The sequence below is a fragment of the Nostoc sp. UHCC 0870 genome (assembly GCF_022063185.1).
Lineage (GTDB): Bacteria > Cyanobacteriota > Cyanobacteriia > Cyanobacteriales > Nostocaceae > Trichormus.
In genome coordinates this window covers 3,982,081-4,007,277 of the sequence record NZ_CP091913.1, presented here as the reverse complement: position 1 = coordinate 4,007,277, position 25,197 = coordinate 3,982,081, and the positions used below count along the sequence as shown (strand labels likewise).

The following is a 25,197-nucleotide window of genomic DNA, read 5'->3' as shown; positions in this document are numbered from 1 at the left end:
TAATTAACTAATTTGTATCAAGACTAATCTTTATAAACATCACTACGATGTTTTACCTTAATTACAGTCACCAATAAAATAGTATCAAATATTTGATAAATTACTCTATAATCACCCACTCGAATACGATATAAAGAGTCTTCATCCGCCAATTTTTTAACCCCGTTGGGACGTGGATCTATGGCTAATTCTTGAATTCTTAAGTCGATACGTTCTTTAATATCGCTGGGTAATTTCTTTAATTGTTTATTAGCACCCTTGGTAAATTCAATTTGGTAAGTCACGCTATTTCTTTTTTGTATTCATCCCAAGATATAGTACCGTGAATTCTTGCATCTGCTATTTCAGCACGAGCATCTCTAATATCTTCTTCATCCTCTAGTAGTTCTAAAACTTGTTCTAGTGTGCTTTCAGATGCGATATTTAGATGCTTTTGAATTAAATTAATTAGGGATTGCCTTGTGGTTGTGGTTTCCATTTTTAGACCGATATAATATTCTTGATTTCCTACTTATTTAATCGTAAATATATCACCTAAATTGAAATAAATATTTGAAATGGGCAAAAGTTTAATTGCATGAGCGAAAATTAGTTTTTGTTTAATCTTGCTGAATAGGGATACCCAGCCAATCACTGATTTCATGGGCTAACCATTCTAGTTCTGCTTCCGATTGAATGGTACTGTTAATCCCTAGTTGATATTTTTGTACGCCTGCCCAAATATCTAATTGTGCTGGTACTTGAGTGCGACTGCCTTCAGAATCTCTAGTCCAGTGTTTTTTTGTGTAAACTAGCTTGCTGATACTTGTTCTGGGGGATGGACGGGGACGATGGAATTTAAAACCCAATATTTCTTGAGAAAAGGTAATTTGTTGATCATCTAGACGTAGGTAGATATTGCCAAATAAATTTAGTAGCAAAGTGTAAATCATAAAGCCGCCAGCACCCCAAAAAGGCAATGAGAATAAGGCAAAGGGGACATTGATGGGAAAAGGGGCTGAGAGTGCGCCGATTGTCCAAAAGAGAATAAAAGAATTCCAGGCGATCGCAAATAATCCTGTAAACACTATTGATGGCTGAAAACCCACGGGAGGAATGAGAATTTCTAGCGTCTCCCAATTCTTCGTTAGCTGAATTCTGCTACCAGCTGGTTGAGTAGTAACTAAACTAATAATATTTGTGGGTGCTTGTGATTCATCTAAAGCTTGCAGCGCAACACTCGCTGAACTGAACCGCCGTTCTAAGTTAGGTTCAGTCATCAACTTCAACCAGCGTGTTAAACCTGGACTGAGATCAGCCACAGATTCAAACTGAATCCGAAAATCCTTTTGGGGTAAATCAGCAGGATGACTACCTGTGACTAGGTAAATTAACGTTGCACCTAAGCTATAAAGGTCAGATGAGGTGACAGTACGTCCACCAAATTGCTCAGGTGGCATATATCCGTAAGTGCCAACTACAGTTCTTGTCCCGCCTTCTGTAGCCAAAACAGTCTGTACTGAGCCAAAATCTACTAGATAAACCTGACCAACACTATTACCAGAACGCTCCCCTAATAAAATATTGCTAGGCTTAATATCACGGTGAATCACCGATGGATGCAGCCCATGTAAATAGACGAGAATTTCTAAAACTGCCTTAGCTACTTGTTTTACTTCAGTTTCGTTAAAAGTTCTGCCACTTTGTAAGTATTGCTCTAAAGTGAGGGCTGGGATATAACTCTGTACTAGGGCAAAACCTTTGATGTTTGGCGAATTAACCTCAAAATAGTCAACATATCTTGGAATCAAGGGATGTGACAAAGACTTGAGAGTTTCTGCCTCACGCTCAAAGAGTTTGAGATCATCCCATTCAAAATCACTACTAAAAGCCAGCAATTTGACAACTACCAATTCACCAGTGACCAAATCCCTAGCTAGTAGCGTCCGCCGCCCGGCTTTTTTGCCTAACTGTTGTTGAATCTCGTAGCGATCGTTGAATGTTTCCCCAATCATATGAGTGCTGAGTGCTGAGTGCTGAGTAATGAGTAATGAGTAATGAGTAATGAGTAATGAGTAATGAGTAATGAGTAATGAGTAATGAGTAATGAGTGCTGTTAGCGGTAGCGGGTGTGGTTTATCTTCCTTGTCTCTCCTACTTCCTGCCTTCTTGTCCTAGTATAATTGTGTATTCCTATGCCCTCCCAACTTTGGCCTTATGTCACTCCTGGTATTCCTGATGAATTGTTTGAGCATTTGCCAGGAATCCCCTTTAGTCAGCGAGAAATTAGGTTGTTGTTGATTTCCCAGCTGCGGCTAGAACCTGATTCGGTATTGTGGGACATTGGCGCGGGTACAGGAACAATTCCTGTAGAGGTGGGGCTATTGTGTCCAAAGGGACAGATTATTGCTGTTGAACGGGATGAAGAAGTTGCCAACTTAATTAAACGTAACTGCGATCGCTTTGGGGTCAAAAATGTGCAAGTGATTGAAGGTAGTGCGCCAGAATGTTTACATGAGATCAAAGTTACCCCTCACCGTGTTTGTATTGAGGGAGGGCGAGCAATCCAAGATATTTTGCAAACTGTGTGGAATTATTTACCATCATCAGGAAGAATAGTAGCCACAGCCACTAATCTGGAAACTTTATATGCGATTTCTCAGAGTTTCTCGCAGTTACAAGCCAGGAACATTGAAGTTGTGCAGTCTGCGGTTAACAGATTAGAAACACGCGGCTTTTCTCAAACCTTTGCCGCAGTTGATCCCATTTTTATCCTCAGTGGTGAGAAACTAGACTAGAGATTGGGGATTGGGGATTGGGGATCGGGGATTGGGTATTGGGGATTGTATTTTTCTCTCCCTACTTCCCCTGCTTTCTTGTACTCTGTCCTCTGTCACCTGTCCCCTGTCCCCTGTCCCCTGTCCCCCAATCCCAATATTAAATACTTCTATGCCTTGGTCTCGGATTATTAGTGGAATTGTTGCGATCGCTCTTGCTTTGGGTGCTGTCCTGTTGGGGGGTTGGTACTTTACGATCATGCTTGCTGTTGTGGTTTTTTTGGGACAACAGGAATATTTTGATTTAGTGCGAACCAGAGGCATTTTACCAGCTGCCAAAACTACGCTCTTCCTGAGTCTAGTGTTACTAGTGATTTCTAAAATTGATGGTGCTTTAGCTGATGCTTTCATGCCCATCGCTGGCACATTTATTTGTTTTTACTTGCTGTTTCAGCCGAAAATGGCGACAATCGCAGATGTTTCGGCTTCGATTATGGGGCTTTTTTATGTGGGGTATTTACCTAGTTACTGGGTGCGTTTACGCACGATGGGCAGTGTAGCTATCAGTAATTTACCTCTAGATGGTTACTGGCCAGGAACATGGAAAGATATTTTCGGAGAGAACAATTTAGCTGCTCTACCAAAAGGACTAACAATCACGGTACTAACTTTCTTGTGTATTTGGGCTGCTGATATTGGTGCATACACTATCGGTAGATTTTTTGGTAAAACTCGTCTGTCCGATATCAGTCCCAAGAAAACCGTTGAAGGTGCTGTTTTTGGGATCAGTGCTAGTCTGGGTGTAGCCCTCACTGGGTCTTATTATTTACAATTACCGCAATTTCTCCTCACAGGTATTACCCTAGGGTTACTGATTGGCCTCGCTAGTCTTTTGGGCGATCTCACCGAATCTATGCTCAAGCGTGATGCTGGAGTGAAAGACTCAGGACAACTAATCCCTGGACATGGTGGTATTTTAGACCGTACAGATAGCTATATCTTTACAGCTCCTTTGGTCTACTATTTTGTCACCCTCATTTTGCCCCTGCTTGGTAGTTCGTAATTCGTAATTCAAATACACAGAAAATAGCCTACTTCCTCTCATTCCCAGCCCTCTATTACCTATCACCTATCACCTATCACCTGTCATCTGTCACCTGTCACCTATCACCTGTCACCTGTCACCTGTCACGGATTAACGTTAAGTTGTCCATGACAAAGCAATTTACCGGGGATCAGGGTGAGTTCTTGGAGATTGACATCTGAGCCGAGATGAAAGTTGTAATTATCGCTACTTTCCAAAAGAACGATCGCGCTTTGTGTGACTTGAATTTGCGATAGTTGCAACTCTTGTCCACTCAGCAATTTTAAGGAGAAACTAATTTCTAGGGGTATAGGTTCACCTGTAGATGGTATGATTGCGTTCAGTGTGATTTTTTGATTGTCTAGAATAATTTTTTGCCAAACAATAGGCTTGGATTTTGGACAATATTCTGGTAAAAGTTTAACCAGTAAATCATTTAAAGCAGTTGATAATAATTCAGATCCTAGGGAAGCATTTAGATCCTTCTCCTCTATGGTCAATTCGCCAACTACTGGTACTACGTGTAACAGTTGTAAGGGCTGTCCTTTGAGTATTTGACCTATATTGATTTGAATATTCTCTGCTGCTAGTTTAATGTGGGTAATATGGAGACCTTGATATACAGCATGATTAGCCAATATGGAAACCCAAGGGATACAACCGGAAAGCAGCTGGCGATCGCTCGCTTTAATCTCCACTTCTAGCTGAGAGACTTGGCTGACTTGCGACCTTAACCATAGCTTTAGTGCTGTTTTGAGGACGTTTGTAATAATGCGGATTTTGTGAAAATGTCTGGTTTGGGAATTTTGTTCTGGCATTTAACCACTCGATTAACAATTCAAAATTCAAAATGACGCTCGATGACTCGCTAACGCTGCGCTAACAAAATTCAAAATTAAAGACAATTGGAGTCTGGGATTTAAACCCCAACTCAACTGATACTACGTGTAGACGTAGGGGTCTTAAACCCTTGAATTTACGATAAATGGGTATTTGCTTAGTATCAATTGAACTGAAACAAGCATTAACTGTAGCATTTATGGCTACCTCATACAAAATGCCAATATGATGATTATTATGTAAACCATTAGATTATTGACCGTAATTTCCACATGGAAGCCAGGTTGCAAAAAGTTCTTTCTGAATTGGGTGTAGCCTCACGTCGAGAAGCCGAAGAAATGATTCGGCGATCGCGCGTGCGGATCAATGGTGTATTGGCACAAATAGGACAAAAAGTTGACCCCCAAAAGGATAGGATTACAGTTGACGATCAGCTAATATCGGCACAGTATCGTCCACCGTTAGTTTATGTGCTACTCAACAAGCCCCTAGGAGTAGTTTCCACTTGCCACGATCCCCAAGGTAGAAAGACAGTTTTGGATTTATTACCTCAAGAATTAAGTAAAGGTACTGGTATTCATCCCGTTGGTCGCCTAGATGCCTATTCTTCAGGTGCGTTAATACTCACTAATGATGGAGAATTGACATTTAAACTTACCCATCCGCGTCACAGCATTCCTAAGACTTATCAAGTTGTAGTTAAAGGTCATCCCTCGGAAGCAGTCCTAGAAAAGTGGCGTAGGGGTGTGCTGTTAGACGGGAAAATTACCCGCCCAGCCGAGGTAAGTTTCCTAGAAAGGCTTATTGACAACAGTCGTTTAGAAGTTGTCCTTAAGGAGGGTAGAAACCGCCAAATTCGCCGTGTAGCAGAACAGTTGGGATATCCCGTAGTCAAGCTACATCGAACTGGGATCGGCTCTATTCGACTACAAACATCAAAAGCACCTCTATTAAAAGAGGGTCAATATCGTGTTCTCCAAGATGACGAAATTCGCTGTCTGCAAAATCAGATAAAGCACATACCTATTAAAGATTCAGCTGAGGTAAGGAGCGTAAAAAGACATGAAATGGCTAAAGAGAAAGAATAATGAGCAACCACAACTCTCTATAGAACAACAAAGAGCCGAAAAACTCACAGAAATGGGGGCGCAGTTGTGGGCTTCGCGTCAAGAAAGGGGTCTATCTTTAGAAGAAATGGTTGGATTAACTAGAATTCCTCGGCGACTGTTACAGGCCATTGAAGAAGGAAATCTAGATGATTTGCCAGAACCAATCTATATTCAAGGCTTAATTAGACAATTTGCGGATGCGCTGGGTTTTAAAGGTGGAGAATTCGCCAGTCAATTTCCTGTGAGTTTTCAAACTGCGAATACTCCCCCTGCGACTCCCAACCAGTCAATATCAATGGGTTTATTACGTCCCGTACATCTTTATTTGCTGTATATATTCCTGATTATTTGCTCTGTTAGCAGCTTGTCTCATGTATTAAATAATGCTGCCTTCAGCGCAAATGGTAGTGATCCTAAACAAAACAATCAAGAAAATCTCGCCAAAACATCACCGACTCAATCCCAAAAATCAACAACTCTACCAGTCAGCGATCGCCTAATAGTTAATAAAGATAGTCAATCAGTCCAGATTGGCGTAACTTTGAAAGCATCCTCGTGGATTCGGGTAGTAGCTGATGGCAAAACCGAGTTTGAAGGAGTCTTACCAGAGGGCGCACATCGCGTTTGGAAAGCACAAGAACAGTTGACAGTAAGAACTAATAATGCTGGTGGTGTGCTGATGAGTGTGAATCAGCAAGCAGCCAAGCAAATGGGGGAATTTGGTAAGGAGGAAGAAATTAAAATTGCTGCGGCTAAACCTCAATCATAAAATCCAGAGGAAGAAGCGGGAAAATATCCCCGACTGACTTCCTCATTTCCCCTATTTCTCTTGAGGGGAGCGTCCGTAGAGTTTAGTGAGATTTTTTAGGCGATCGCCTAATTCTGATTTTAAAGCTCCCGATTGATAACGCCACTGCCAATTCCCCTCAGCGATACTCGGAAAATTCATTCGCGCTTCAGTTCCCAAACCCAAAATATCTTGCAACGGCATAATCGCTTGATTAGCGATCGAACTTAAAGCCAATCTAATTAAATCCCAGTGAATCCCTTCAGGACTTACACAACCTAAATAAAGCAACAGGTTTTCTTTTTCGTAGTCATTGGCTGCATTGAACCAGCCGACAGTTGTGTCATTGTCGTGAGTGCCGGTATAAACGACGAAATTACGCCCATAATTAAAAGGTAAAAAAGGATTACCGGGATCAGAACCAAAGGCAAAATGTAACACCTTCATACCGGGAAACTCATATTTATCCCGCAACGCCTCAACTTCTGGTGTAATCACACCCAAATCTTCAGCTAACACAGGTAACTTACCCAAGTTTTGTTTAATCACATCAAACAACTCTTCACCTGGTGCTTTCATCCACTCACCATTCATAGCTGTTTCTTCCCCTTGGGGTACAGCCCAAAAAGCTTCAAAGCCTCGGAAGTGGTCAATGCGAATCACATCTATATAATCCAGCATCGCCTCAAAGCGACCCAACCACCATTTAAAGTTTTGTTTTTGCAACGCCTCCCAGTTATAAACCGGGTTGCCCCATAATTGACCAGTTGCACTAAAGTAATCTGGTGGAACTCCCGCCATGAGTGCCGGTTGCATAGTTTCCTCATCCAAACAAAAGATATCGGGATGCGCCCACACATCAGCACTATCTTGAGCTACATAGATGGGAATATCGCCAATAATTTGAATTCCGCTCATATTAGCGTAATTCTTCAGTTCTGACCACTGGCGGAAAAATTCAAATTGGACAAACTTATAGTAGAAAATCTCAGATTGTAGCTGTTGTTTTGCCATCTCCATCATTGCTGGTTCGCGCTTCACCAGTTCCGGCTTCCAAGTGTGCCAACTTGTACCGTTGTGGGCATCCTTGAGGGACATGAAGAGAGCATAATCATCCAACCAATAAGCCTTACTATCGCAGAACCCGGCAAATTCTTTTTTTTGTAAAGGCGTGGCTTTAGCTTGAAAATTGTTGCAGGCTTTTTTTAATAACCTAACTTTGATGGGGATAACTCGGTCGTAATCTACTTGATTAGGATCAAATTCTGGTAGATTAGCAAAGTCCTCCTCAGTTAATAAACCCTGCTCTTGTAATTGTTCTGGGTTAATCAGTAAGTGATTACCCGCCATTGCTGAATAGGAAGCATAAGGAGAATTACCATACCCAGTAGGCCCCAAAGGTAAGACTTGCCAGTATTGCTGGTCACTGTCTCTCAGAAAATCAATAAACTTATAGGCTTCTAAGCCCAAATCTCCCATACCAAAGCGACTAGGGAAACAGGTAGGATGCAACAAAATGCCACTGGATCTAGGAAAAGGCATATTTAACGTGAAATATAGGAGGAAGCGATCCCATCGAATTTATCATGCTAAGGTCAGCTTGGAAAGCTATCTTTTGGTGGGGATTGGGGATTGGGGAGAGAAAAACTATTGACAATTCGTAATTCGTAATGGACTAACGTCCCGCTACGCTAACGTAATTCGTAATTATATTGACTATGTACAAAAATCCTGCGCCTACGGTAGATATCATTATTGAATTAATAGACAGACCTCATCGACCAATTATTTTAATTGAGCGACACAATGAGCCTTTGGGTTGGGCGATTCCTGGGGGATTTGTGGATTATGGCGAACCTGTAGAAGTGGCGGCGCGGCGGGAAGCTGAGGAAGAAATAGGGTTACAGATAGAATTAATTGAGCAATTTTTGGTGTATTCTGACCCCAAACGTGACCCGCGTCAGCATACGATTAGCATTGTATTTTTAGCAACCGCCACAGGAGAACCTCAAGCCGGGGATGATGCTAAGAATGTGGGGATTTTTGAGCCTTGGCGTGTACCAAGTAACTTATGCTTTGACCACGATCGCATTTTGCGGGATTATTGGCGTTATCGACATCATGGGATTCGTCCCCAATTGAGTTTTGAGTAACGCACCGTTGAGGAAACTATGAGTAAACAAGTTATTCGTACTGAGCAAGCACCTGCACCAGTAGGGCCTTATAATCAAGCGATCGCTGCTTCTGGTCAAATGCTATTCGTGGCTGGACAAATTCCACTCAATCCTAGCACCGGGGAAATTGTGGGTGCAGGAGATGTCAAACAACAAACACAACAAGTAATGGCAAATCTGCAAGCCATCTTAAACGCTGGTGGCGCAAGCTTTGCTGATGTGGTCAAGACATCGGTATTCTTAGCTGATATGAATGATTTCGCCACTGTGAATGCAGTTTATGCTCAGTATTTTGATGAAGCTACAGCTCCCGCTCGCGCTTGTGTGGAAGTTTCGCGCTTACCAAAGGATGTGTTGGTAGAAATTGACTGTATCGCAGTGATACCCCAAAAATAGAGTTTAGTTGTGGGTCAATTCCTCATCACCCCGACATTCATCCTACACTGCCTTTCCTGCGGAACGCTAACGCGAACGGTCAGATGTGGGGCTTCTGTCGGTTTCAGCTAAAATTGTCCGTCCACAAGTTTGAGTCAGGAATATTAAGTTGGTAGGGTGCGTCAGTATGAATAATTTCTTGGTTTAGCGAGGTTTTAGCGCAGTGACGCACCCTACATTTGGCTACAGGTTAATCTCTCATTAAACCAATTCATCAGGATTCACCCCTAGTTGTCGTAAGCGTTCTGCCAGAATTTCGGCTTTTCTTTTGGCTTGTTCTGCTTCCTCTGTAGGCTCAGGAATCAATTCACCCGTTAAAGTGAACCAGCGTAACCATAACCTATCAATACTTCGGAATACTCCTTGCCATACACCTAAACTTAAACCTAACTCTGGCATGAGTACGCGTCCCTGAGTTAAATTTATTGGTTCATAATGACCACCGACTAACTGAAAGGCTCTCACTTCATTGGTGTAGCGACTAAACACAATATAGTAAGGAACTCGCAGAATTTGTTCGTAAACTTCCCATTTACTAGGAGGTTTATTTTTTACTTTGGGACTATTACCTAAATCTTCGTCCTCTGTACCTGGGGATAATAATTCCACTACGACAAACGGATTTGCTGGTTCTTGCCAAGTCACATAACTTAACCGCAAATCCTCACCTTTGTAGAGTTTTTGTACTCCGACTACACCAAACCAATCGGGGCGTTTATACCATAAGGGATGCTCGACATCGTAGTAAAGATTTAGGTCAGCCGCACTATAAACTAATTCGGCATTCCAGTTAATGGGTTGAAAGGTTAAGTATAAAAGTAAAGGTTGTAAAAAGTGAAAATCGTCTGGCAAACCTGAGTCCTCTGGGTTGTCACTAGGTAAATCATACATTGTAGGTAGGGTTTCCCACGCAGGAAGGGGCGGATCAGATTGGGGAATGTATCTAGGGAAGGTAGTCATAGATATAGTAAGAGATTAGGGACTAGGCAGGAAGTGTTTTAGCCTCACAGTTTCATGATCAGTTTGTATCTCTTAATCATTTATATAGAAGACCATATTTGTTGGATGTACTGACGAACTTTGCTCTAATCATCTGGTTGTAAAATTCCTAATTGACGTTCTAAGAGACGCTTTTCTACTGTGTTTATCTTATGCAATCTCACTACCGAAGGACGCATTAAACCTGCTTGTTGCCATTCGATAATTTCAACATCAAAAGCAGTGTGAGTGATTTGACTGGTAATCCGCGCCACAATAACATCATCATCTCCGGTATCTAAAAGTACTAATACTGGGCGAAGTTTGTATGTTACTGCATCAGAAAATGGCAGTTTGAGTAAAATGACTGAGCCAGATTGATAGTTTTGCATTGCTTAAATCGTGTCGTAGATAGCATCATCTTCGCTGTAGCCTTTTAATAATTGCTCGGCTGCAAGACGATGCCAAGCGGCTTCTTCTTGTTCCGCTTCTGTGGGTTCAGTGACGAGAAGAATTACTTTGACCTGCTGATTATTTGCTAACTTTTGCAATATCACATCTGGTAATTCTATTTTGCCTTCATCGGTGATATTGGCAGGAAATTCGTATGCTTTCATATTGTGTTTATTGTTTGCTAGTTCTAATACTATTTTGACGCTGTTATTGCACAACTAGCTGCGTCGCCAAATTTTAATATTTCCACTCTTATCTCCGGCAGCTAGCCAAGCTTCATTACAAATAAAGGCGACAGACTCAACCGAATTATAATGAATCAGATTGCAGATTTCTTTCCCTGTTTGTACTTCCCATAGTTTGATAGTATTGTCTCCACTAGCACTAACCAAAATTTTCCCATCTCTACTGAAGGTGATGGAATTAACCCTGCCGGAATGACCAGAGAGCGTGCGAATTTCTTTTCCTGTTTGTACTTCCCATAATTTAATAATATTGTCACTAACACTAGCCAAAATTTGCCCATCACCAATAAATCCGATGAATGTAATTCTGTCCGAATGACCAGTGAGAGTATAAATTTCTGTGCCTGTTTCCACTGACCACAGTGTAATAGTGTTGTCAGTATTACTGGCAAGAATTTGTCCATCGCTGCTGAAGGAAATAGATTTAACTAGACTGGAATTATTCAATGTGTAAATTTCTTGACCCGTTACTACTGACCATAATTGAATAGTGCTTTTACTACTACAAGCTATAATATGCCCATCTTTACTGAAGGCAATGGATCTAATCCCGTAAGAATGACAGATGAGAGTGTGAATTAATCGACCAGTGGACACTGACCACAATAGGATAGTATTACGATTACTAGGACTAGCAAGAATTTGCCCATCATCACTGAAAGCGATCAATATACTCCCGTTAGAATGACCAGTGAGAGTCTTAAGTTCTTCTCCCGTTGCCACTGACCAAAGTTTTACAGTGTCACCAATTCTACTAGCGAGAATTTTTCCATCTCTACTGAAAAATACGGTACAAGACCAGGCGTACTCATTAAGTATGTAAGTTTCTCTACCAGTTATTACATCCCAGAGTTTTATCATGTTTTCGTAATTAATAGCCAACACTTCGCCATCACTACTAAAGGCTACGTAGCTACTACTACTATCACTAACACTAGTAAAACTTTGAATTTCTGCACCTGTTGCCGCTTTCCACAATTTGATTGATCCTTTACCACTACTACCAAGAATTTGCCCATCACTATTGAAAGCTACGCAATCAACCCATCCAGAATGAAGGGTGCTAATTTCCACACCTGTAATCACTTCCCATAGTTTGATGCCGTCACCACCACCACTAGCTAGTATTCGCCCATCATTACTGAAAGCTACAGAATTAACTGAGTGTGAATCACAAGTCAGGGTACGAATCTCTGTGCCTGTTGCTACTTCCCATAGTTTTATAGTTTGATCCCAACTACAACTAGCCAGTATTCGCCCATCTTTATTGAAGGCTACGGATGTAACCATATTGGAATGACCAGTGAGAGTGAACAGTTCTCGCCCTGTTGCTAGTGACCACAGTTTAATTGTGTTGTCATAACTACCACTAGCCAGTATTTTTCCATCACTACTGAAAGCTACAGAATAAACACAACCCGAATGAGCAGTGAAAGTGCGAAGTTCTGTCTCTGTTGTTAATGACCATAATTTGATAGTCTCGTCACTACTACCACTAGCTAGTATTTGCCCATCATTACTGAAAGCTACAGACTCAATGCTGCTGGAATGACCAGAGAAAGTAAAAATTTCTCTGCCTGTTCCCACCTCCCACAGTTTGATAGTGTTGTCGCTACTACCACTAGCTAATATTTCACCATTACTATTGAAAGCTATGGAATTAACCGAGTAAGAATGACCAATCAGGGTGCGGATAAGTTGACCTGTAGTTGATGAAAATATATGAATAACTCTACCTGCTACACTTGCTAGGATTTTTTCCTTGGAGCTAAGAGCTATAATTCCAGAAATACCTGGGATGATGTGGGCGCATTCCCAAGATGCAGGTGTGTAAGCAGAAGATATTACTGGCTGTGTTGGTGCTACTATCCCCACATCCAACAAATCCAACCACTCCTGCACCGACTGGGGACGATACTTGTAATTTAAAGCCATCCCCCGCATAATTGCATCATTCACCCTGTCACCGATACTGGGATTAAAGTCTTTTGGTGGTTTGACATTGGTGACAAGTTAAGGAAAAGGGAAAATTGTCAAGGGTGGTATTTGTAGTGGTCAAAAGCATGGGAAACTCAGTCTAGACAAGTAATTGAGCGATTGAGTCCAGTCATGACCACCAGCAAAAAAACCAATAGAGACCACGCCAAAAAGAAACACAGACCAATGGTGGAAGACGAAGTAATTGCAGAGCAACTGGAAAAATTATTGACCCCAGCGATTACAAATCAAGAAAATTACTACCGAAAACTAGGACTCAGAGAACGGATACTGAATTTACCATTGATGATGGCTGCGGTACTAACCTTGTTATGGCGAGACATAGCCGGAGTCAGAGAACTGACAAGAATGTTAGCTAGAGACGGTTTTCTGTGGTGTAATCCTACAAAAGTTAGTCAACAAGCTGTATCACAGAGATTTTTGACATTTCCATCAGAATTATTTGAAAAAGTATTTAAAGATTTACTGCCTAGTTTAAGAACAGCTTGGCATAGTAGAAATAAACGACCGTTGCCAGAAAGTATTCAGTTTACATTATCAAAATTCGAGAAAATTTGGATAGTAGACGGGTCAACACTGGAGGCATTGTTTAGAAAATTACAAAGCTTAGAGTCGGCTCAAAGAGGGCAATTAGCAGGAAAAATGAGTACAGTCATTGATTTAATGACCAGATTACCTGTAGAAATTTGGTTTGAAGAAAATCCCAAGGCATCTGACACTAAATCGGAAGAAAATATCCTAAATTTAGTTACAACAAGAACTTTACTCTTATTAGATAGAGGTTTTTATCACTTTAAGTTTTGGCATCAGTTAATCGAGAAAAAAGTTGACTTTATTACGAGAATAAAAAAAGGAGCAGCAATCAAGATAGAACAGGTATTTACAGATAGCTATGGACTCAGGGACAGAAAGATACGTCTGGGTTCTGGCACAAATAAGACCCCATTTATTACCTTACGGTTAATTGAAGTGCGTTCTGGAAAAACATGGCATTCTTATTTAACAAGCGTTCTAGATCCTAATGTTTTACCCCCTTATGTTGTAGCCGATTTATATCGACGACGTTGGCGCATTGAAGATGCTTTTAATACTGTCAAAAGACTCTTAGGGCTAAGTTATTTATGGACGGGTTCAATTAATGGGATTAAGTTGCAGATTTGGGCAACTTGGTTATTTTATGCGGTTTTAGTAGATTTAGGTGATGCTGTAGCTGACGAACTTTCTCTGCCTTTTGATGAGATTTCATTAGAAATGATTTATCGTGGTCTTTATCATTTTACGATGGCTCATCAAAAAGGTAAGGCAACAGACCCTGTTAAGTATTTTGCTGACCCTCAAAATCGAGATTTAGGGATTATCAAACAGAAGCGAAAACCAAACATTAAGTTAATTGTCGCTCCTTTCCCTGATCTTCAACGAGGGTCTGACCAGTTTTTCTTCAACAATTCTCTCAAAGCCTCTTGACAAAAGATTTACAGCCTTAACTTGTCACCAATGGTGGTTTGAGGGTAAAATTTTGTAGTCTAGCTGGTGCTGGCATCGGTAAATCTCCAGTCAGCAAAGAATATAATGTGGCGGCTAAGGCGTAAACATCAATATATTCTCCACGTTCCGCATCGGGTACATACTGCTCAGGAGGCGCATAACCAGGGGTAAGATTTTGTGTATGTTGTTGGACTCCACCGGGAATAAATTGTCTAGCAATTCCAAAGTCAATCAATACGGCTTCTGGCTTACTCGCACGGATCATGATGTTATTTGGCTTTAAATCTCGATGCAGCAAGCCTTTTTCGTGAACTAAAGTTAAAGCATCGCCAATTTGCCGGATGTATTTCAGTGCTTCTGCTTCTGACAATGCTCCTGTTGCGGTGATTTGCTCACCCAAATCTTGACCTTCAATGTACTCCATTGCCATACATGGCAAGTTATCCTCATCAAAGACGTTTTCTACCTGCACGATATGAGGATGGCGACACAAAGCGAGTCGCAAAGCTTCGTCACGAAAGTCATAGCGTAATTTATCTTGCTTGGTTATCCAGGCGGGATGATTCAGGATTTGTTCTCTGAGAGTTTTGATAACTCGTAATTCACCGCGCCTATTTTTCGCAAGATAGGTAATACCAATTCCACCTTCACCTAGCTTTTTCTCGATTATGTAGCGATCGCCAAATAAATGCTGCCCTGGATTCCACACCATAGATAAAAACCGTAGTTTTCTTGGTATCTATTTTGGCATAGGCAAAACTTTAAGGTGCTAGGGATGAAGCTTACAAAAGGACTAAAGTCCTTACTACGAACTCAATCCTAAGTAGGGTAACTTGTATAGATTAGATTTAAATGATCAACGTCGTAGCGATCGCTTGATGCAAAAATCTCGACAATTTTGGATAAAAGCAGGTTTTCATACTCCGCCAGAATATCCACGACAGGAAAAGTAGCGATGTTGCGGTGTCCAAATCCCGGACTTTTCCCAAAAGTCCGGGATCTAAGGTTTGGAGAGGGGTTTTCCAGATCCTGTGAAAAGTCAGTCTAATCTTCCGGCTCAATTCCGGCGGCGCGTAGTTGTGCTGCTAGCCTTTCGGCGCGTTGGCGTTCTTTTTCCACTAACTCTGAACCCCATAGTAGTAGTTGTCCGGTTTCATCCCACCAGCGTAACCAATTACCTGTGCGGTTTTCTCGCGTACCTTGCCATACGCCAAGGTAGAGATTCATTTCGGCTATCCAGTAATGTTGGTTTTCGTTGGGGGTTTGTGGGCTGTATCTACCTGCACTTTGATCTAGGCGATATACCTCTAACTCTCCGGTATTGGGTTCAAAAATGGCGTAATTAGGTACTTTTAAGATGTACTCGTAAAAAAACCATTTACCAGGGGGGTAAGTGGGTTTACTAGAATATTCGCTCCCATCTGTATCAGATAGAAACTCTATGACAATTACGGGGATGTCTCCCTCTAATTGAGGGGTGTAACTGCGGGTTACTTCTTCTCTACTGACTATGATATTAGGAATATATGCCCAGTCTGGGGCTTTAACGACAGTTTTACCATTTAATGTGGCACAAATACCGTAATTTGTTGGTGTAAGGGCGTTAGGTGGCAGTTTTCCCGCTAGTTCCAGGCTTTGGGTGAGTGCTGCGGCGAGAAATGGTTGGTTGATGTTGTCCACTGGATCGTCTGGTAGCTTGTAATCATCGGGTAGCTTTTCCCAAGTGATTTGGTAGTTGGGGGTGATGATGGCTGTCATATTGGGTAGGGGTGTGGGGGTGTGGGGGTGTAGGGGTGTAAGGGTGTAGGGGTGTAAGGGTATAGGGGAAAGAAACAATTATTTCTTCATACTTCTGTAACCTGTAACCTGTAACCTGTCACCTATTCTTCATCTGGATCTAAATCTTCGTCTGTCAGTTCTTGATGGGGAATGGCGGCAATAATTGCATCTATGACTTTGGAGACTTGTAAAATTTCGATGTCAAAGTCGGGGAATTTTTGACCTTTAGGAATAATCGCTCGTTTAAATCCTAGTTTAGCGGCTTCTTTTAACCTCAGTTCCATCTGAGAAACGGCTCGCACCTGTCCACCTAAGCCGACTTCACCGATTAATACTGTACCTGGATCAACGATGCGATCGCGGAAACTGGCAACGATCGCAATGGCAATTCCTAAATCTACGGCTGGTTCTCCCACATTTAAACCCCCAGCAGACGCAACGTAGGAATCTAATTTGGACATGGGTATCCCCACCCGCTTTTCTAAAACGGCGAGAATCTGCACTAAGCGGTTATAATCTATACCTGTACCAGCCCGACGCGGTGAGGGGTAACTTGTAGGACTTACCAAAGCTTGCAATTCTACGACAATGGGACGTGTCCCTTCGCAAGCCACAACAATGGCTGTACCCGGTGCGGGATCGTCACGATTACCTAAAAATAACTCGCTGGGGTTGAGGACTTGTTGCAGCCCATGTTCTACCATTTCAAAGATGCCGATTTCGTGGGTTGCACCGAAGCGGTTTTTGACTGTCCTTAATAATCTATGGGAGGCGAAGCGATCGCCTTCAAAATACAGTACCGTATCTACTAAGTGTTCTAAAACTTTCGGCCCGGCGATCGCCCCTTCTTTGGTGACGTGTCCCACTATTAACATTGTGATGTCTTCGTGTTTTGCCACTTTCATCAACGCCGCCGTACATTCCCTGACTTGAGCTACTGAACCAGGTGCTGAAGTTAAAGCCGGAAAAAATACGGTTTGAATACTGTCAATCACTGTTACATTTGGTTTGAGAGAATCTATCTCTTTCAAAATTTCTTCTAAGTCTGTTTCTGGCAAGACGTATAAATCTGCACCTATCCCTTCCGGTGATACTGCTGCCAATGTTACTGCTGTTTCTGCTTCGGAATTTTCATCACTAACAACATTGAGCAGGTTTGTCACTCCTAAGCGAGAAGCTCTTAACTTAACTTGTTGTCCTGATTCTTCCCCAGAAACATAAAGAATGCGGTATCTCTGAGCCAATTTATTGGATACTTGTAATAGCAAAGTAGATTTACCAATACCCGGATCACCACCAATTAGCACCATAGAGCCGGGTACTATTCCACCCCCAAGCACCCGATCCAATTCTTCATAACCAGACTCCCAACGGGTGAGTTGGCGATCGCTAATTTGGTCAAATGTTAAGGAAGCTCTGGCTTTTGCTGGTTTTGGTTTATTCCCAGTTTTCCCATTACCTTGTGTGGCGTGCCAAGCACTGACTCCCCGGCTGGGTATATCTACTGAAGACTGAATGCTAATTTGTTCTTCTAGGGAGTTGTAAGTACCACAAGCTGGACACTTACCAAACCACTGGGGAGATTCTGCTCCACATTCGTTACAAATGTAAAAAGTTTTAGGCTTTGCCATTCTTAAATATTAAATATTATTAAATATCTTAATTTTTGCTTAACTTTTGGTCTAATTAAAAATCCAATTAATAGAAGGATTTGCAGCTTTTTCCAAATCAATTGAGGGAATGATATCTTAATATTATGGTATTAAAAATTAATCATGAGAAATTTTAGTTAAGGAGCGTTGAGAAACTTGGAAAGTCATAAAGAAAAAATTCTGGTAGTAGACGATGAAGCCAGCATTCGCCGGATTTTGGAAACGCGCCTTTCAATGATCGGCTACGATGTAGTCACAGCCGGCGATGGAGAAGAAGCATTAGAAACTTTTCGTAAGTCTGATCCTGACTTGGTAGTTTTGGATGTGATGATGCCAAAACTAGATGGTTATGGTGTCTGTCAAGAGTTACGTAAAGAATCAGACGTACCCATTATCATGTTAACAGCGTTGGGTGACGTAGCCGATCGCATCACCGGTTTAGAATTGGGCGCTGATGACTATGTAGTTAAACCATTTTCCCCGAAAGAACTGGAAGCACGGATTCGTTCAGTCCTCAGACGAGTAGATAAAACCGGTGCGTCTGGTATTCCCAGTTCGGGAGTGATTCATGTTGGGAATATCAAAATCGATACCAACAAACGTCAAGTCTACAAAGGCGATGAGCGTATCAGATTGACAGGTATGGAATTTAGTCTCCTAGAATTGCTAGTCAGCCGTTCTGGAGAAGCCTTCTCCCGTTCTGAAATTCTGCAAGAGGTTTGGGGATATACACCAGAACGTCACGTAGATACCCGTGTGGTTGATGTGCATATTTCCCGCTTACGCGCAAAATTAGAAGATGACCCCAGTAACCCTGAATTGATTCTCACAGCACGAGGTACTGGCTACCTGTTTCAACGGATAATTGAACCCGGAGAGGAGTAGAGGTAAATTTGTTGACTGTTGACTGTTGACTGTTGACTAATGACAGTTAACTGTTAACTGTTGACTTTTAACTAATGACTAATGACCAATGACCAATGACTAAATCTGATCCTAATCGAGTTTTGCGACGCTTACCCTTGGTAGTCGGTGGGTTAGGCTCTGTGCTTTTGCTGATCAACCGTTTATTGACACCAGAAATTACCAATTCCCAAGCGCGGGGTGATGTTGTTGGTGTAATTTTGAGTGCTGTGCTGATTTTAACTGGTTTAATTTGGCAACAAGTCCAGCCGCGATCGCCTGATGCTGTAGAACTGATTGGTGAAGAAGGTTTTGTTTTAGCAGATGATTTACCAGAAGCCGTGAAAACAGAACTAGCCTGGGCATCACATTTATTGTTAACTAATACGGTAACGCGATCGCTAGTAGTTTTCTATCAAGGCAAAGTTTTGTTACGTCGCGGCATTCTGGGAAACAAATCAGAAGTCGTTCCAGGCACAATTGTTAAACGGGTTTTAGAAAAGCAACAGCCTATCTATCTAGTAGCTTTATATGTCTACCCCGGAAGAGTAGAATTTGATTATTTGCCAGAAAACACTCAAGGGGTAATTTGTCAACCAATTGGCAATGAAGGTGTATTGATTTTAGGAGCAAATGCACCCAGAAGTTACACAAAACAAGATGAAAATTGGATAGCTGGGATTGCTGATAAATTAGCAGTAACTCTCACATCAATATGAAGAAATATCAATTTATTGTAGGGTGTGTTATGCCTTCGGTGTAACACACCTTAAATTATTGATGCTAAGTTACGGCTCATATAAAATATATTTCTATACGTATATGCAAAATTAAATAATACTTAAAATAAAAGGCAATATAAAGAACAAGTGTGATACTGACAAAGAAATTTACGAAGTCTTGAGAGGAAGAGTTTACATGAAATTTCCATCAGTATCCGTCAGTATTGGCTTAGGTGTTATCACTAACTTATTGGTAGTCAGTCCCAATCTTACTTTCAATTCGACACAAGTAGTTGCTCAAGAAGTAACCGCTTCTTGTCCTCTAGCAACCGAAATAGCTGTCACTTTCCTTGATTCTAAATGTGAGGCAGTCAAACTCAAGCAACCTAAAACTTTTTATCGCTACTATAGTAGCAATGATAATAAATATGGTAGGTATTTAACAACTGACAAATACAAAAAAAATGTAGATGTAATCAGGAATTTAGCTCTCAATCAAGCATGGGGTAATCAAGCCACCATCAGACTAAAAGTAACTGTACCAGCAGGAACAACAGTTTATCAAGGCATTGTTGCTCCGCAAACACCCGCTTCATGCTATCCAGGTGGTGGTCAACAAACCTTCATTCAAGATTCAAAAGATCCTAATATCAAGTGGTCTGAGGGCAAAAATATTACTGTGGAAGAGTTCACTTGTCCGTAAAATTCATGGAAACTCAAACAGAAGAATTTATCAAGCTAATTGACCAATCGGTGGAAATTGCTGAACAGATGCGTCATGAGTCTGAACACTCACAGCGTTTAAATAATGTAATCAGTGTTTTGCAATCTGTGAAAAATCAGACAGTCCTTGGTGAGCTTGAAGCGTCAGGTGGAAAGTCAACTCTTGGGTTAGCGCGTGAGGTGTCTGATTGGATTGAGCCTTTAGATGCACCATTACTAAAAGCTGTGGGTGCGGTAGAGGAATATTACCAAAAACACTTTTAGAGTTACCGCATAGCCTGTTTTAATGAGCATTATTATCGGTTCACTACTTTTTTGTATCAAGAGTAGGATAACCCTTGGTAATGCTCATGTTTTATTTATGAACATCATCGCCATTACGAACTATGCAAATTATCTATTGGCTGCTGCTGGCTTTAATGATTGTCGGGATTATTGGTGCGGTAGTTCCCGCCATCCCTGGAACTAGTTTAATTTTAGTAGCTATTATTATTTGGGGAATAGTTAGTCATTCCTTTGTATCTATCCAAATACCTTTGATTGTGACAGGGATTGTTTTAATTTTAAGTATTGGGGTTGATTTTTTAGCTGGTTATATAGGTGCAAAACAAGCAGGTGCTAGCAAATGGGGACAAATTGGCGCATTTGTAGGTTTTATACTGGGATTTTTAGGATTGCTACCAACTTTACCCGTGGGTGGTCCACTGTTAGGTATTTTATTCGGGCCACTATTAGGTGCGATTATTGCTGAGTATATTTACTGTCGTCAACTAGGATTAGCGATTAAAGCAGGTATAGGTATTGTCGTCGGTACAGTTGTTGGGAATTTGATTCAAGGATTGTTAGCGATCGCTGCTGTTGCTGTTTTCCTCTGGACAACTTGGCCACAGGTGTTTGGCAATTAGGGAACACCAAAAAAATAAATTATCCCAAAATAGCTGTTACTAGGGTGCGCCAGTACGAAGAATTCTTGGTATGTTCAAGTTTTCTCTCACTGACGCACCTTAAATATTGATAGTAGCCAATACGGTTCAGATAAGACCAAAATCCTCATGTAAAGACGTGATTTATCTCATCTGCATTCCGTCTGATACTATTTCAGTTCAATGATGATACAAATATGTGGTTAAGGATTGAACATTGTTCAATCCTAACGAAGAATCTATGTGTCAGTATTTCCGACATCATTGAAGAATTTTCAAACATCCTCTCATATGGAAGAAAGTCCATAACCTGATATTTTTAGACAAACAATATATTACGAAGGACATTCTTATACAAATTTTTTATGAAGCTGCGCTAAATACAGCTTCACGAATAAAGTCATAAGAAGTAAACCATATAGTAATGTGCTATTTGCCATTTTTTGGAGGAGAAAATTTTAGCTTTGCACCAAGTTTGTACCTTACTAGCTGGTATACGGTTTTATAAGCAATATTCACTCCTAATTCGGTGCAGATCCATTCTTGAATCTCGCTATAACTATTAAATACTTGTGGTTCACACAATCTTTGTTTTAAACGTTCTAAGTTCTCTCCGCTTACTATCGCTTCTTTACCAGGTGCTTGTTTCACCTCCAATAAACCTCTGTATCCTCCTTCCTTATATTTTTTCAACCAACGCGTTATTGTTGCTTCATCACGTCCCAAAAGTTGTGCGAGCGATCGCCTGTTATTAACTTGACCAGTTTTTAACCAATAGAGCATTTGTAATCGTTCTTTGCTACTAGCTTCTACAGCATATTTCACAGCTTTTTCTAATTCTTCTTGGCTTTCTTTTATCTCCACTTGCAATCTCAGACTCATCACATTTTTACTAAATAAACCTTCATTAAAAATCTAGCGCATCTTCATGCAGAAATTGAATTACAGGTATTAAAGAGTTGATGAATTCAGTTAGGTGAATCTTGCATCTTCTCTGATGATTATGTGATGCTAAGAGCAGTTACAAATACGTAATCTTTCCGACGCAAATGTACTTATATACAAAGTACATTTGCAAGTATTTACCACATGTACTTACGTACAAAAACAAAACTTAGTTTCTCATTAATCTTATAGGAGTCTATGATGTCTAAATCCCAATTTTTGAAAGCGGCAGTTGCAGTTTTAGCTATGGGTACAATAGCTACTGCTGGTGTCTTCACCTCTGCTAGTTCTGCTGAAGCTGCTGTTTTAAAAGGTCAAGCTGCTTACAGTGGAATTGGTGCTGGTCCTTTCTCACCCGTAACCTCAATCCTTGCATCAGACGGTAGTATCACATTTTCTAGTCCTAATTTAGTAGGATTAGTTGCACAAACCGGTTCTTTTACGGCTTTTAGTGCTGCTCAAATTTCTGATATTTCACCCATTCCAGGTACTTTTGACCCAGCAAAGCTTCTTTTTGATTTTGGTGCTGACCTTGCTGGTTTGACCGATGGAAAAAATGTTTTCAAGGCTACCAGTGTATCTGACTATGTGATTGCTAGTGATGGTGGAACTGGTTCTTCCATAGCACTAGCTTTTAAGGGTTACTTTTTAGGTGAGAACGAAACTGAAAAATCATCTGGTTCTGTTAATTTGAACTTCACCAGTGTACAGAGTGTAGCCGCAGTAGAATCAATTCTATTAGCCGGTGGAACTGGAACAATACAATCAACATTCTCTGGCATGACTGTAGCTGCCGTTCCTGAACCCACTACAATGTTAGGCTTAGGTTTAGTGGCTGCTGGAATGACTGTGGCTCGTCGTCGCAAAGCTGTAAATGCTTAATTTGACAGCCTGATTTTAATATCAAAGTTAGGACTGACGCAACTGGCATATTTTTTATGTAGGGGAGGCAAAAAGCGGTGTGGATTTTCCTCCTGCTTTATTGCCGTTGTGTGACGCTGCGAAACGATTTGAACATAGTAATAAGACTTATAGCGTCACGCACCTACCATTGATTGTGACACTTGCGTAAGTTCTGAAAGTATCTAATTATCCTAATTTCTCAAAGTGGTTCAAAAAAGTCCAGGACTTACGCAACTGGAATATTAGTAGGGTGCGTCAGACTGCTTAAATGCTGCCAATAAACATATTTTTGATATCTGACGCACCCTACAAGACTAATGACTAATAACTAATCTTGACTAGTAACGCACCGAAGACCTTGGGGAAGGTGCGTTACGGCTTACGCCTAACACACCCTACTTCTACAATGTGAGGCGAACATCATCGCAATTACGAACTATGCAAATTATCTATTGGCTGCTGCTGGCTTTAATGATTGTAAGTATTATTGGTGCTGTAGTTCCCGCCATAGGTGGTCCACTGTTAGGTATTTTATTCGGGCCACTATTGGGTGCGATTATTGCTGAGTATATTTACTGTCGTCAACTAGGATTAGCGATTAAAGCAGGTATAGGTATTGTCGTCGGTACAGTTGTTGGGAATTTGATTCAAGGATTATTAGCGATCGCAGCTTTCGTAGTTTTCCTTGTCACAACCTGGCCGTAGGTCTTTGGTAACTAGACTCAATCTAAAGCATTGATTCTTACTTATTTTTACTATTGATAAATTCAATCTCGCACAACTATATATGTCCTCTCCTGTGTTTTCTTCTAGACAGTTGTTAAACTGTCACACCATAAGAAAGAAGATTGTTTCACGTTAGCTGTCAACAGTCAACAATAAATTAATAAAATCATCTGCTAATAGATAGATTTTGTAGAAACTCAAAGTAAATATTTAAACTAGAATGTGTGAAACATTGCAGCATCAGCAGTTTCACGCATTTCTAAAAGACATTATTTATGAAGAGAAAAATTGATACTGGGAAGTTCAAAAATCTCTTTATGTAAAAAACACAAAATTTGCAGCATAGTTTACGTAATTTTCAATAAATACGCATTACGTAAGTAATTTTTAGGTGCTAAACTCTGTATTGAGAGTACAAACTGAACTAGTAATTTCACTAACACTCAAAAATCAGAGGAAAACTAAATGAAAGCTAAAAATATATTTATCTCAACCGGACTTGTTCTCAGTGCTGTCTTAGGTGCTTCTAGCTCTGCTCAAGCGGCTAGCTTCGTAACCAAAACTAACCCAGATCCTGTTCTAGATCCAACACAAGATATTTTCTTAGAGTCTATTACGCAGGATGGGCAGATATTTACTCCCGATGTTAATCTTTTCAGAGTTAATAGTGCCACAATCATATCCAACACACCCGTAGTATTTAATGTTCCAAATACTGGTGCGGCTAGCAGTGATAAAGGTGATAACGCCTCTAATCCTATATCTGGTAATCCCCCAACTAGTATCATTCCAGAAAATAATCCAGATAATGATGACATCAAAGATTACTTAGGCAACTTCAACTTAAATAATATTATCGATACTGAAGATAATGGTGCGTTTGAGATTGATTTAACGTTTGAAACTTTCGTTAGCAAAAGCGACGGTGGGAGAGACAACCTATTCTTCTATGAACGCGGTAGTAACAGTGATCTCCTAGTTCAAGCACTGGATACTACTGGCAACACTATCGGTACTGCCTTTAAAATCACCCGTAACCTATGGACTCCTGCTGGCTACAGCATTAATACACTAGAAGTTGCTTCTGCTCAAGCTGTAGGCTCTTATGGATTAAACTTCTTACAGTTGGGATTAGCTGATGACGCAGTAATTGGTGGTGTGAAATTAATTGCTGAAAGCAGCTTTAATGGGCCTGATTTCAAAGTATTCGCTGGTCAGACTGGTGAGCCAATAGTACATACCCCTGAACCTACCACTATGATTGGCTTAGGTTCAATTGCCGGACTTGCTTTGTTGCGCCGTCGTCAGACAAAGAAAGCTTCTGTTTAAAATCTTCTTTTTAGCACTCAATACCATATCTGCGCCCTCTTACAACATAATAGTTGTTGCTAAAAATGAGAGTGCATTATAGTTAAACACAGTGATTATCACTGTTTTCTAAAAAGAAGTATTTAGCAATTTTTAAACCCGCTCCGGCGGGTTTTATATTGGTTAGATATATAGCAGTTCTCATGCCAATTAAAGTTCAGATAATTAGCCAGCCTACCGACAACCTCTGTAGAGACGTTACAATGCAA

The 25,197-nt window shown here is 40.8% G+C and carries 27 protein-coding genes and 1 pseudogene; 15 read left to right on the top strand and 13 right to left on the bottom strand.

The features are described 5' to 3' along the window. Positions 1–23 precede the first annotated feature (23 nt). The 3 genes from L6494_RS16845 to L6494_RS16835 form a co-directional block, all read right to left on the bottom strand. Positions 24–284 (bottom strand): type II toxin-antitoxin system RelE family toxin, encoded by a 261-nt coding sequence (locus L6494_RS16845; protein WP_237988856.1) that lies wholly within the window; start codon positions 282–284, stop codon positions 24–26. Next, complete coding sequence (locus L6494_RS16840; RefSeq protein ID WP_237988855.1) at positions 281–478, bottom strand: hypothetical protein; 198 nt, start codon at positions 476–478, stop codon at positions 281–283. Before L6494_RS16840 ends, L6494_RS16845 begins: the two co-directional genes overlap by 4 nt. A gap of 121 nt (positions 479–599) precedes the next feature. After that, a complete protein-coding gene (locus L6494_RS16835; protein ID WP_237988854.1) occupies positions 600–1,994 on the bottom strand; it encodes a serine/threonine protein kinase in 1,395 nt (464 codons plus the stop codon). A gap of 180 nt (positions 1,995–2,174) precedes the next feature. Between L6494_RS16835 and cbiT the strand changes: the two genes are divergently transcribed. Both cbiT and L6494_RS16825 read left to right on the top strand, forming a co-directional pair. Next, a complete protein-coding gene (cbiT, locus tag L6494_RS16830) occupies positions 2,175–2,777 on the top strand; it encodes a precorrin-6Y C5,15-methyltransferase subunit CbiT (protein WP_237988853.1) in 603 nt (200 codons plus the stop codon). Between the two features lie 151 nt (positions 2,778–2,928). Next, entirely contained in the window at positions 2,929–3,819 is an 891-nt protein-coding gene (locus tag L6494_RS16825; protein ID WP_237988852.1) for a phosphatidate cytidylyltransferase, read from the top strand. 125 nt (positions 3,820–3,944) lie between these two features. On the opposite strand, the gene L6494_RS16820 is transcribed toward L6494_RS16825, so the two are convergent. Beyond that, complete coding sequence (locus L6494_RS16820; protein WP_237988851.1) at positions 3,945–4,658, bottom strand: LmeA family phospholipid-binding protein; 714 nt, start codon at positions 4,656–4,658, stop codon at positions 3,945–3,947. Between the two features lie 294 nt (positions 4,659–4,952). Between L6494_RS16820 and L6494_RS16815 the strand changes: the two genes are divergently transcribed. Both L6494_RS16815 and L6494_RS16810 read left to right on the top strand, forming a co-directional pair. Continuing rightward, positions 4,953–5,768, top strand: coding sequence for a pseudouridine synthase (locus tag L6494_RS16815; protein WP_237988850.1), 816 nt, complete (start codon positions 4,953–4,955; stop codon positions 5,766–5,768). Beyond that, positions 5,743–6,558 carry a helix-turn-helix domain-containing protein gene (locus tag L6494_RS16810; RefSeq protein WP_237988849.1) on the top strand — a complete coding sequence of 272 codons (816 nt, stop codon included), beginning with the start codon at positions 5,743–5,745 and terminating at the stop codon, positions 6,556–6,558. The genes L6494_RS16815 and L6494_RS16810 overlap by 26 nt, the downstream gene beginning before the upstream one ends. A gap of 51 nt (positions 6,559–6,609) precedes the next feature. On the opposite strand, the gene malQ is transcribed toward L6494_RS16810, so the two are convergent. After that, entirely contained in the window at positions 6,610–8,118 is a 1,509-nt protein-coding gene (gene malQ / locus L6494_RS16805; protein ID WP_237988848.1) for a 4-alpha-glucanotransferase, read from the bottom strand. Positions 8,119–8,294: 176 nt separating this feature from the next. Here malQ and L6494_RS16800 point away from each other — a divergent pair, with 176 nt between their 5' ends. Continuing rightward, on the top strand, positions 8,295–8,729 hold the full coding sequence (locus tag L6494_RS16800) for an NUDIX domain-containing protein (protein ID WP_237988847.1): 435 nt from the start codon (positions 8,295–8,297) through the stop codon (positions 8,727–8,729). A gap of 18 nt (positions 8,730–8,747) precedes the next feature. Continuing rightward, positions 8,748–9,146: a RidA family protein gene (locus L6494_RS16795; RefSeq protein WP_237988846.1), complete on the top strand. Its 399-nt coding sequence runs from the start codon at positions 8,748–8,750 to the stop codon at positions 9,144–9,146. A 240-nt stretch (positions 9,147–9,386) separates the two neighbouring features. Here the strand turns inward: L6494_RS16795 and L6494_RS16790 are convergent, their stop codons facing one another. The 4 genes from L6494_RS16790 to L6494_RS16775 form a co-directional block, all read right to left on the bottom strand. Beyond that, positions 9,387–10,145, bottom strand: coding sequence for a Uma2 family endonuclease (locus L6494_RS16790; protein WP_237988845.1), 759 nt, complete (start codon positions 10,143–10,145; stop codon positions 9,387–9,389). A gap of 125 nt (positions 10,146–10,270) precedes the next feature. After that, entirely contained in the window at positions 10,271–10,555 is a 285-nt protein-coding gene (locus tag L6494_RS16785; protein WP_237988844.1) for a type II toxin-antitoxin system PemK/MazF family toxin, read from the bottom strand. Between the two features lie 3 nt (positions 10,556–10,558). Beyond that, a complete protein-coding gene (locus L6494_RS16780) occupies positions 10,559–10,780 on the bottom strand; it encodes a hypothetical protein (RefSeq protein WP_237988843.1) in 222 nt (73 codons plus the stop codon). A gap of 54 nt (positions 10,781–10,834) precedes the next feature. Next, complete coding sequence (locus L6494_RS16775; protein WP_237988842.1) at positions 10,835–12,820, bottom strand: WD40 repeat domain-containing protein; 1,986 nt, start codon at positions 12,818–12,820, stop codon at positions 10,835–10,837. A gap of 204 nt (positions 12,821–13,024) precedes the next feature. Here L6494_RS16775 and L6494_RS16770 point away from each other — a divergent pair, with 204 nt between their 5' ends. Continuing rightward, a complete protein-coding gene (locus L6494_RS16770) occupies positions 13,025–14,323 on the top strand; it encodes an IS4 family transposase (protein WP_237995764.1) in 1,299 nt (432 codons plus the stop codon). Between the two features lie 31 nt (positions 14,324–14,354). On the opposite strand, the pseudogene L6494_RS16765 reads toward L6494_RS16770, so the two are convergent. The 3 genes and pseudogenes from L6494_RS16765 to radA form a co-directional block, all read right to left on the bottom strand. Continuing rightward, a pseudogene (locus L6494_RS16765) lies at positions 14,355–15,056 on the bottom strand (serine/threonine protein kinase); the annotation flags it as partial. Between the two features lie 332 nt (positions 15,057–15,388). Beyond that, positions 15,389–16,102 (bottom strand): Uma2 family endonuclease, encoded by a 714-nt coding sequence (locus L6494_RS16760; RefSeq protein ID WP_237996066.1) that lies wholly within the window; start codon positions 16,100–16,102, stop codon positions 15,389–15,391. Between the two features lie 122 nt (positions 16,103–16,224). Beyond that, a complete protein-coding gene (gene radA / locus L6494_RS16755; protein ID WP_237988841.1) occupies positions 16,225–17,754 on the bottom strand; it encodes a DNA repair protein RadA in 1,530 nt (509 codons plus the stop codon). Positions 17,755–17,931: 177 nt separating this feature from the next. Here radA and rpaB point away from each other — a divergent pair, with 177 nt between their 5' ends. The 5 genes from rpaB (at position 17,932) to L6494_RS16730 (ending at position 21,028) form a co-directional block, all read left to right on the top strand. Beyond that, positions 17,932–18,660, top strand: coding sequence for a response regulator transcription factor RpaB (gene rpaB, locus L6494_RS16750; RefSeq protein ID WP_011318678.1), 729 nt, complete (start codon positions 17,932–17,934; stop codon positions 18,658–18,660). Between the two features lie 95 nt (positions 18,661–18,755). Continuing rightward, entirely contained in the window at positions 18,756–19,397 is a 642-nt protein-coding gene (locus L6494_RS16745) for a cofactor assembly of complex C subunit B (protein ID WP_237988840.1), read from the top strand. A 199-nt stretch (positions 19,398–19,596) separates the two neighbouring features. Next, on the top strand, positions 19,597–20,103 hold the full coding sequence (locus L6494_RS16740) for a hypothetical protein (RefSeq protein ID WP_237988839.1): 507 nt from the start codon (positions 19,597–19,599) through the stop codon (positions 20,101–20,103). A gap of 5 nt (positions 20,104–20,108) precedes the next feature. Next, entirely contained in the window at positions 20,109–20,387 is a 279-nt protein-coding gene (locus tag L6494_RS16735) for a hypothetical protein (RefSeq protein ID WP_237988838.1), read from the top strand. A gap of 122 nt (positions 20,388–20,509) precedes the next feature. Beyond that, complete coding sequence (locus tag L6494_RS16730) at positions 20,510–21,028, top strand: DUF456 domain-containing protein (RefSeq protein WP_237988837.1); 519 nt, start codon at positions 20,510–20,512, stop codon at positions 21,026–21,028. Between the two features lie 447 nt (positions 21,029–21,475). Here the strand turns inward: L6494_RS16730 and L6494_RS16725 are convergent, their stop codons facing one another. After that, positions 21,476–21,928 (bottom strand): helix-turn-helix domain-containing protein, encoded by a 453-nt coding sequence (locus L6494_RS16725; RefSeq protein WP_237988836.1) that lies wholly within the window; start codon positions 21,926–21,928, stop codon positions 21,476–21,478. A gap of 261 nt (positions 21,929–22,189) precedes the next feature. Here L6494_RS16725 and L6494_RS16720 point away from each other — a divergent pair, with 261 nt between their 5' ends. The 3 genes from L6494_RS16720 (at position 22,190) to L6494_RS16710 (ending at position 24,949) form a co-directional block, all read left to right on the top strand. Continuing rightward, a complete protein-coding gene (locus tag L6494_RS16720; RefSeq protein ID WP_237988835.1) occupies positions 22,190–22,873 on the top strand; it encodes a PEP-CTERM sorting domain-containing protein in 684 nt (227 codons plus the stop codon). A gap of 459 nt (positions 22,874–23,332) precedes the next feature. Next, positions 23,333–23,599, top strand: a complete 267-nt coding sequence (locus L6494_RS16715) for a DUF456 domain-containing protein (RefSeq protein WP_237988834.1) — start codon at positions 23,333–23,335, stop codon at positions 23,597–23,599. 486 nt (positions 23,600–24,085) lie between these two features. Then, positions 24,086–24,949: an exosortase-dependent surface protein XDP2 gene (locus L6494_RS16710; protein ID WP_237988833.1), complete on the top strand. Its 864-nt coding sequence runs from the start codon at positions 24,086–24,088 to the stop codon at positions 24,947–24,949. The last annotated feature ends 248 nt before the right edge of the window (positions 24,950–25,197 follow it).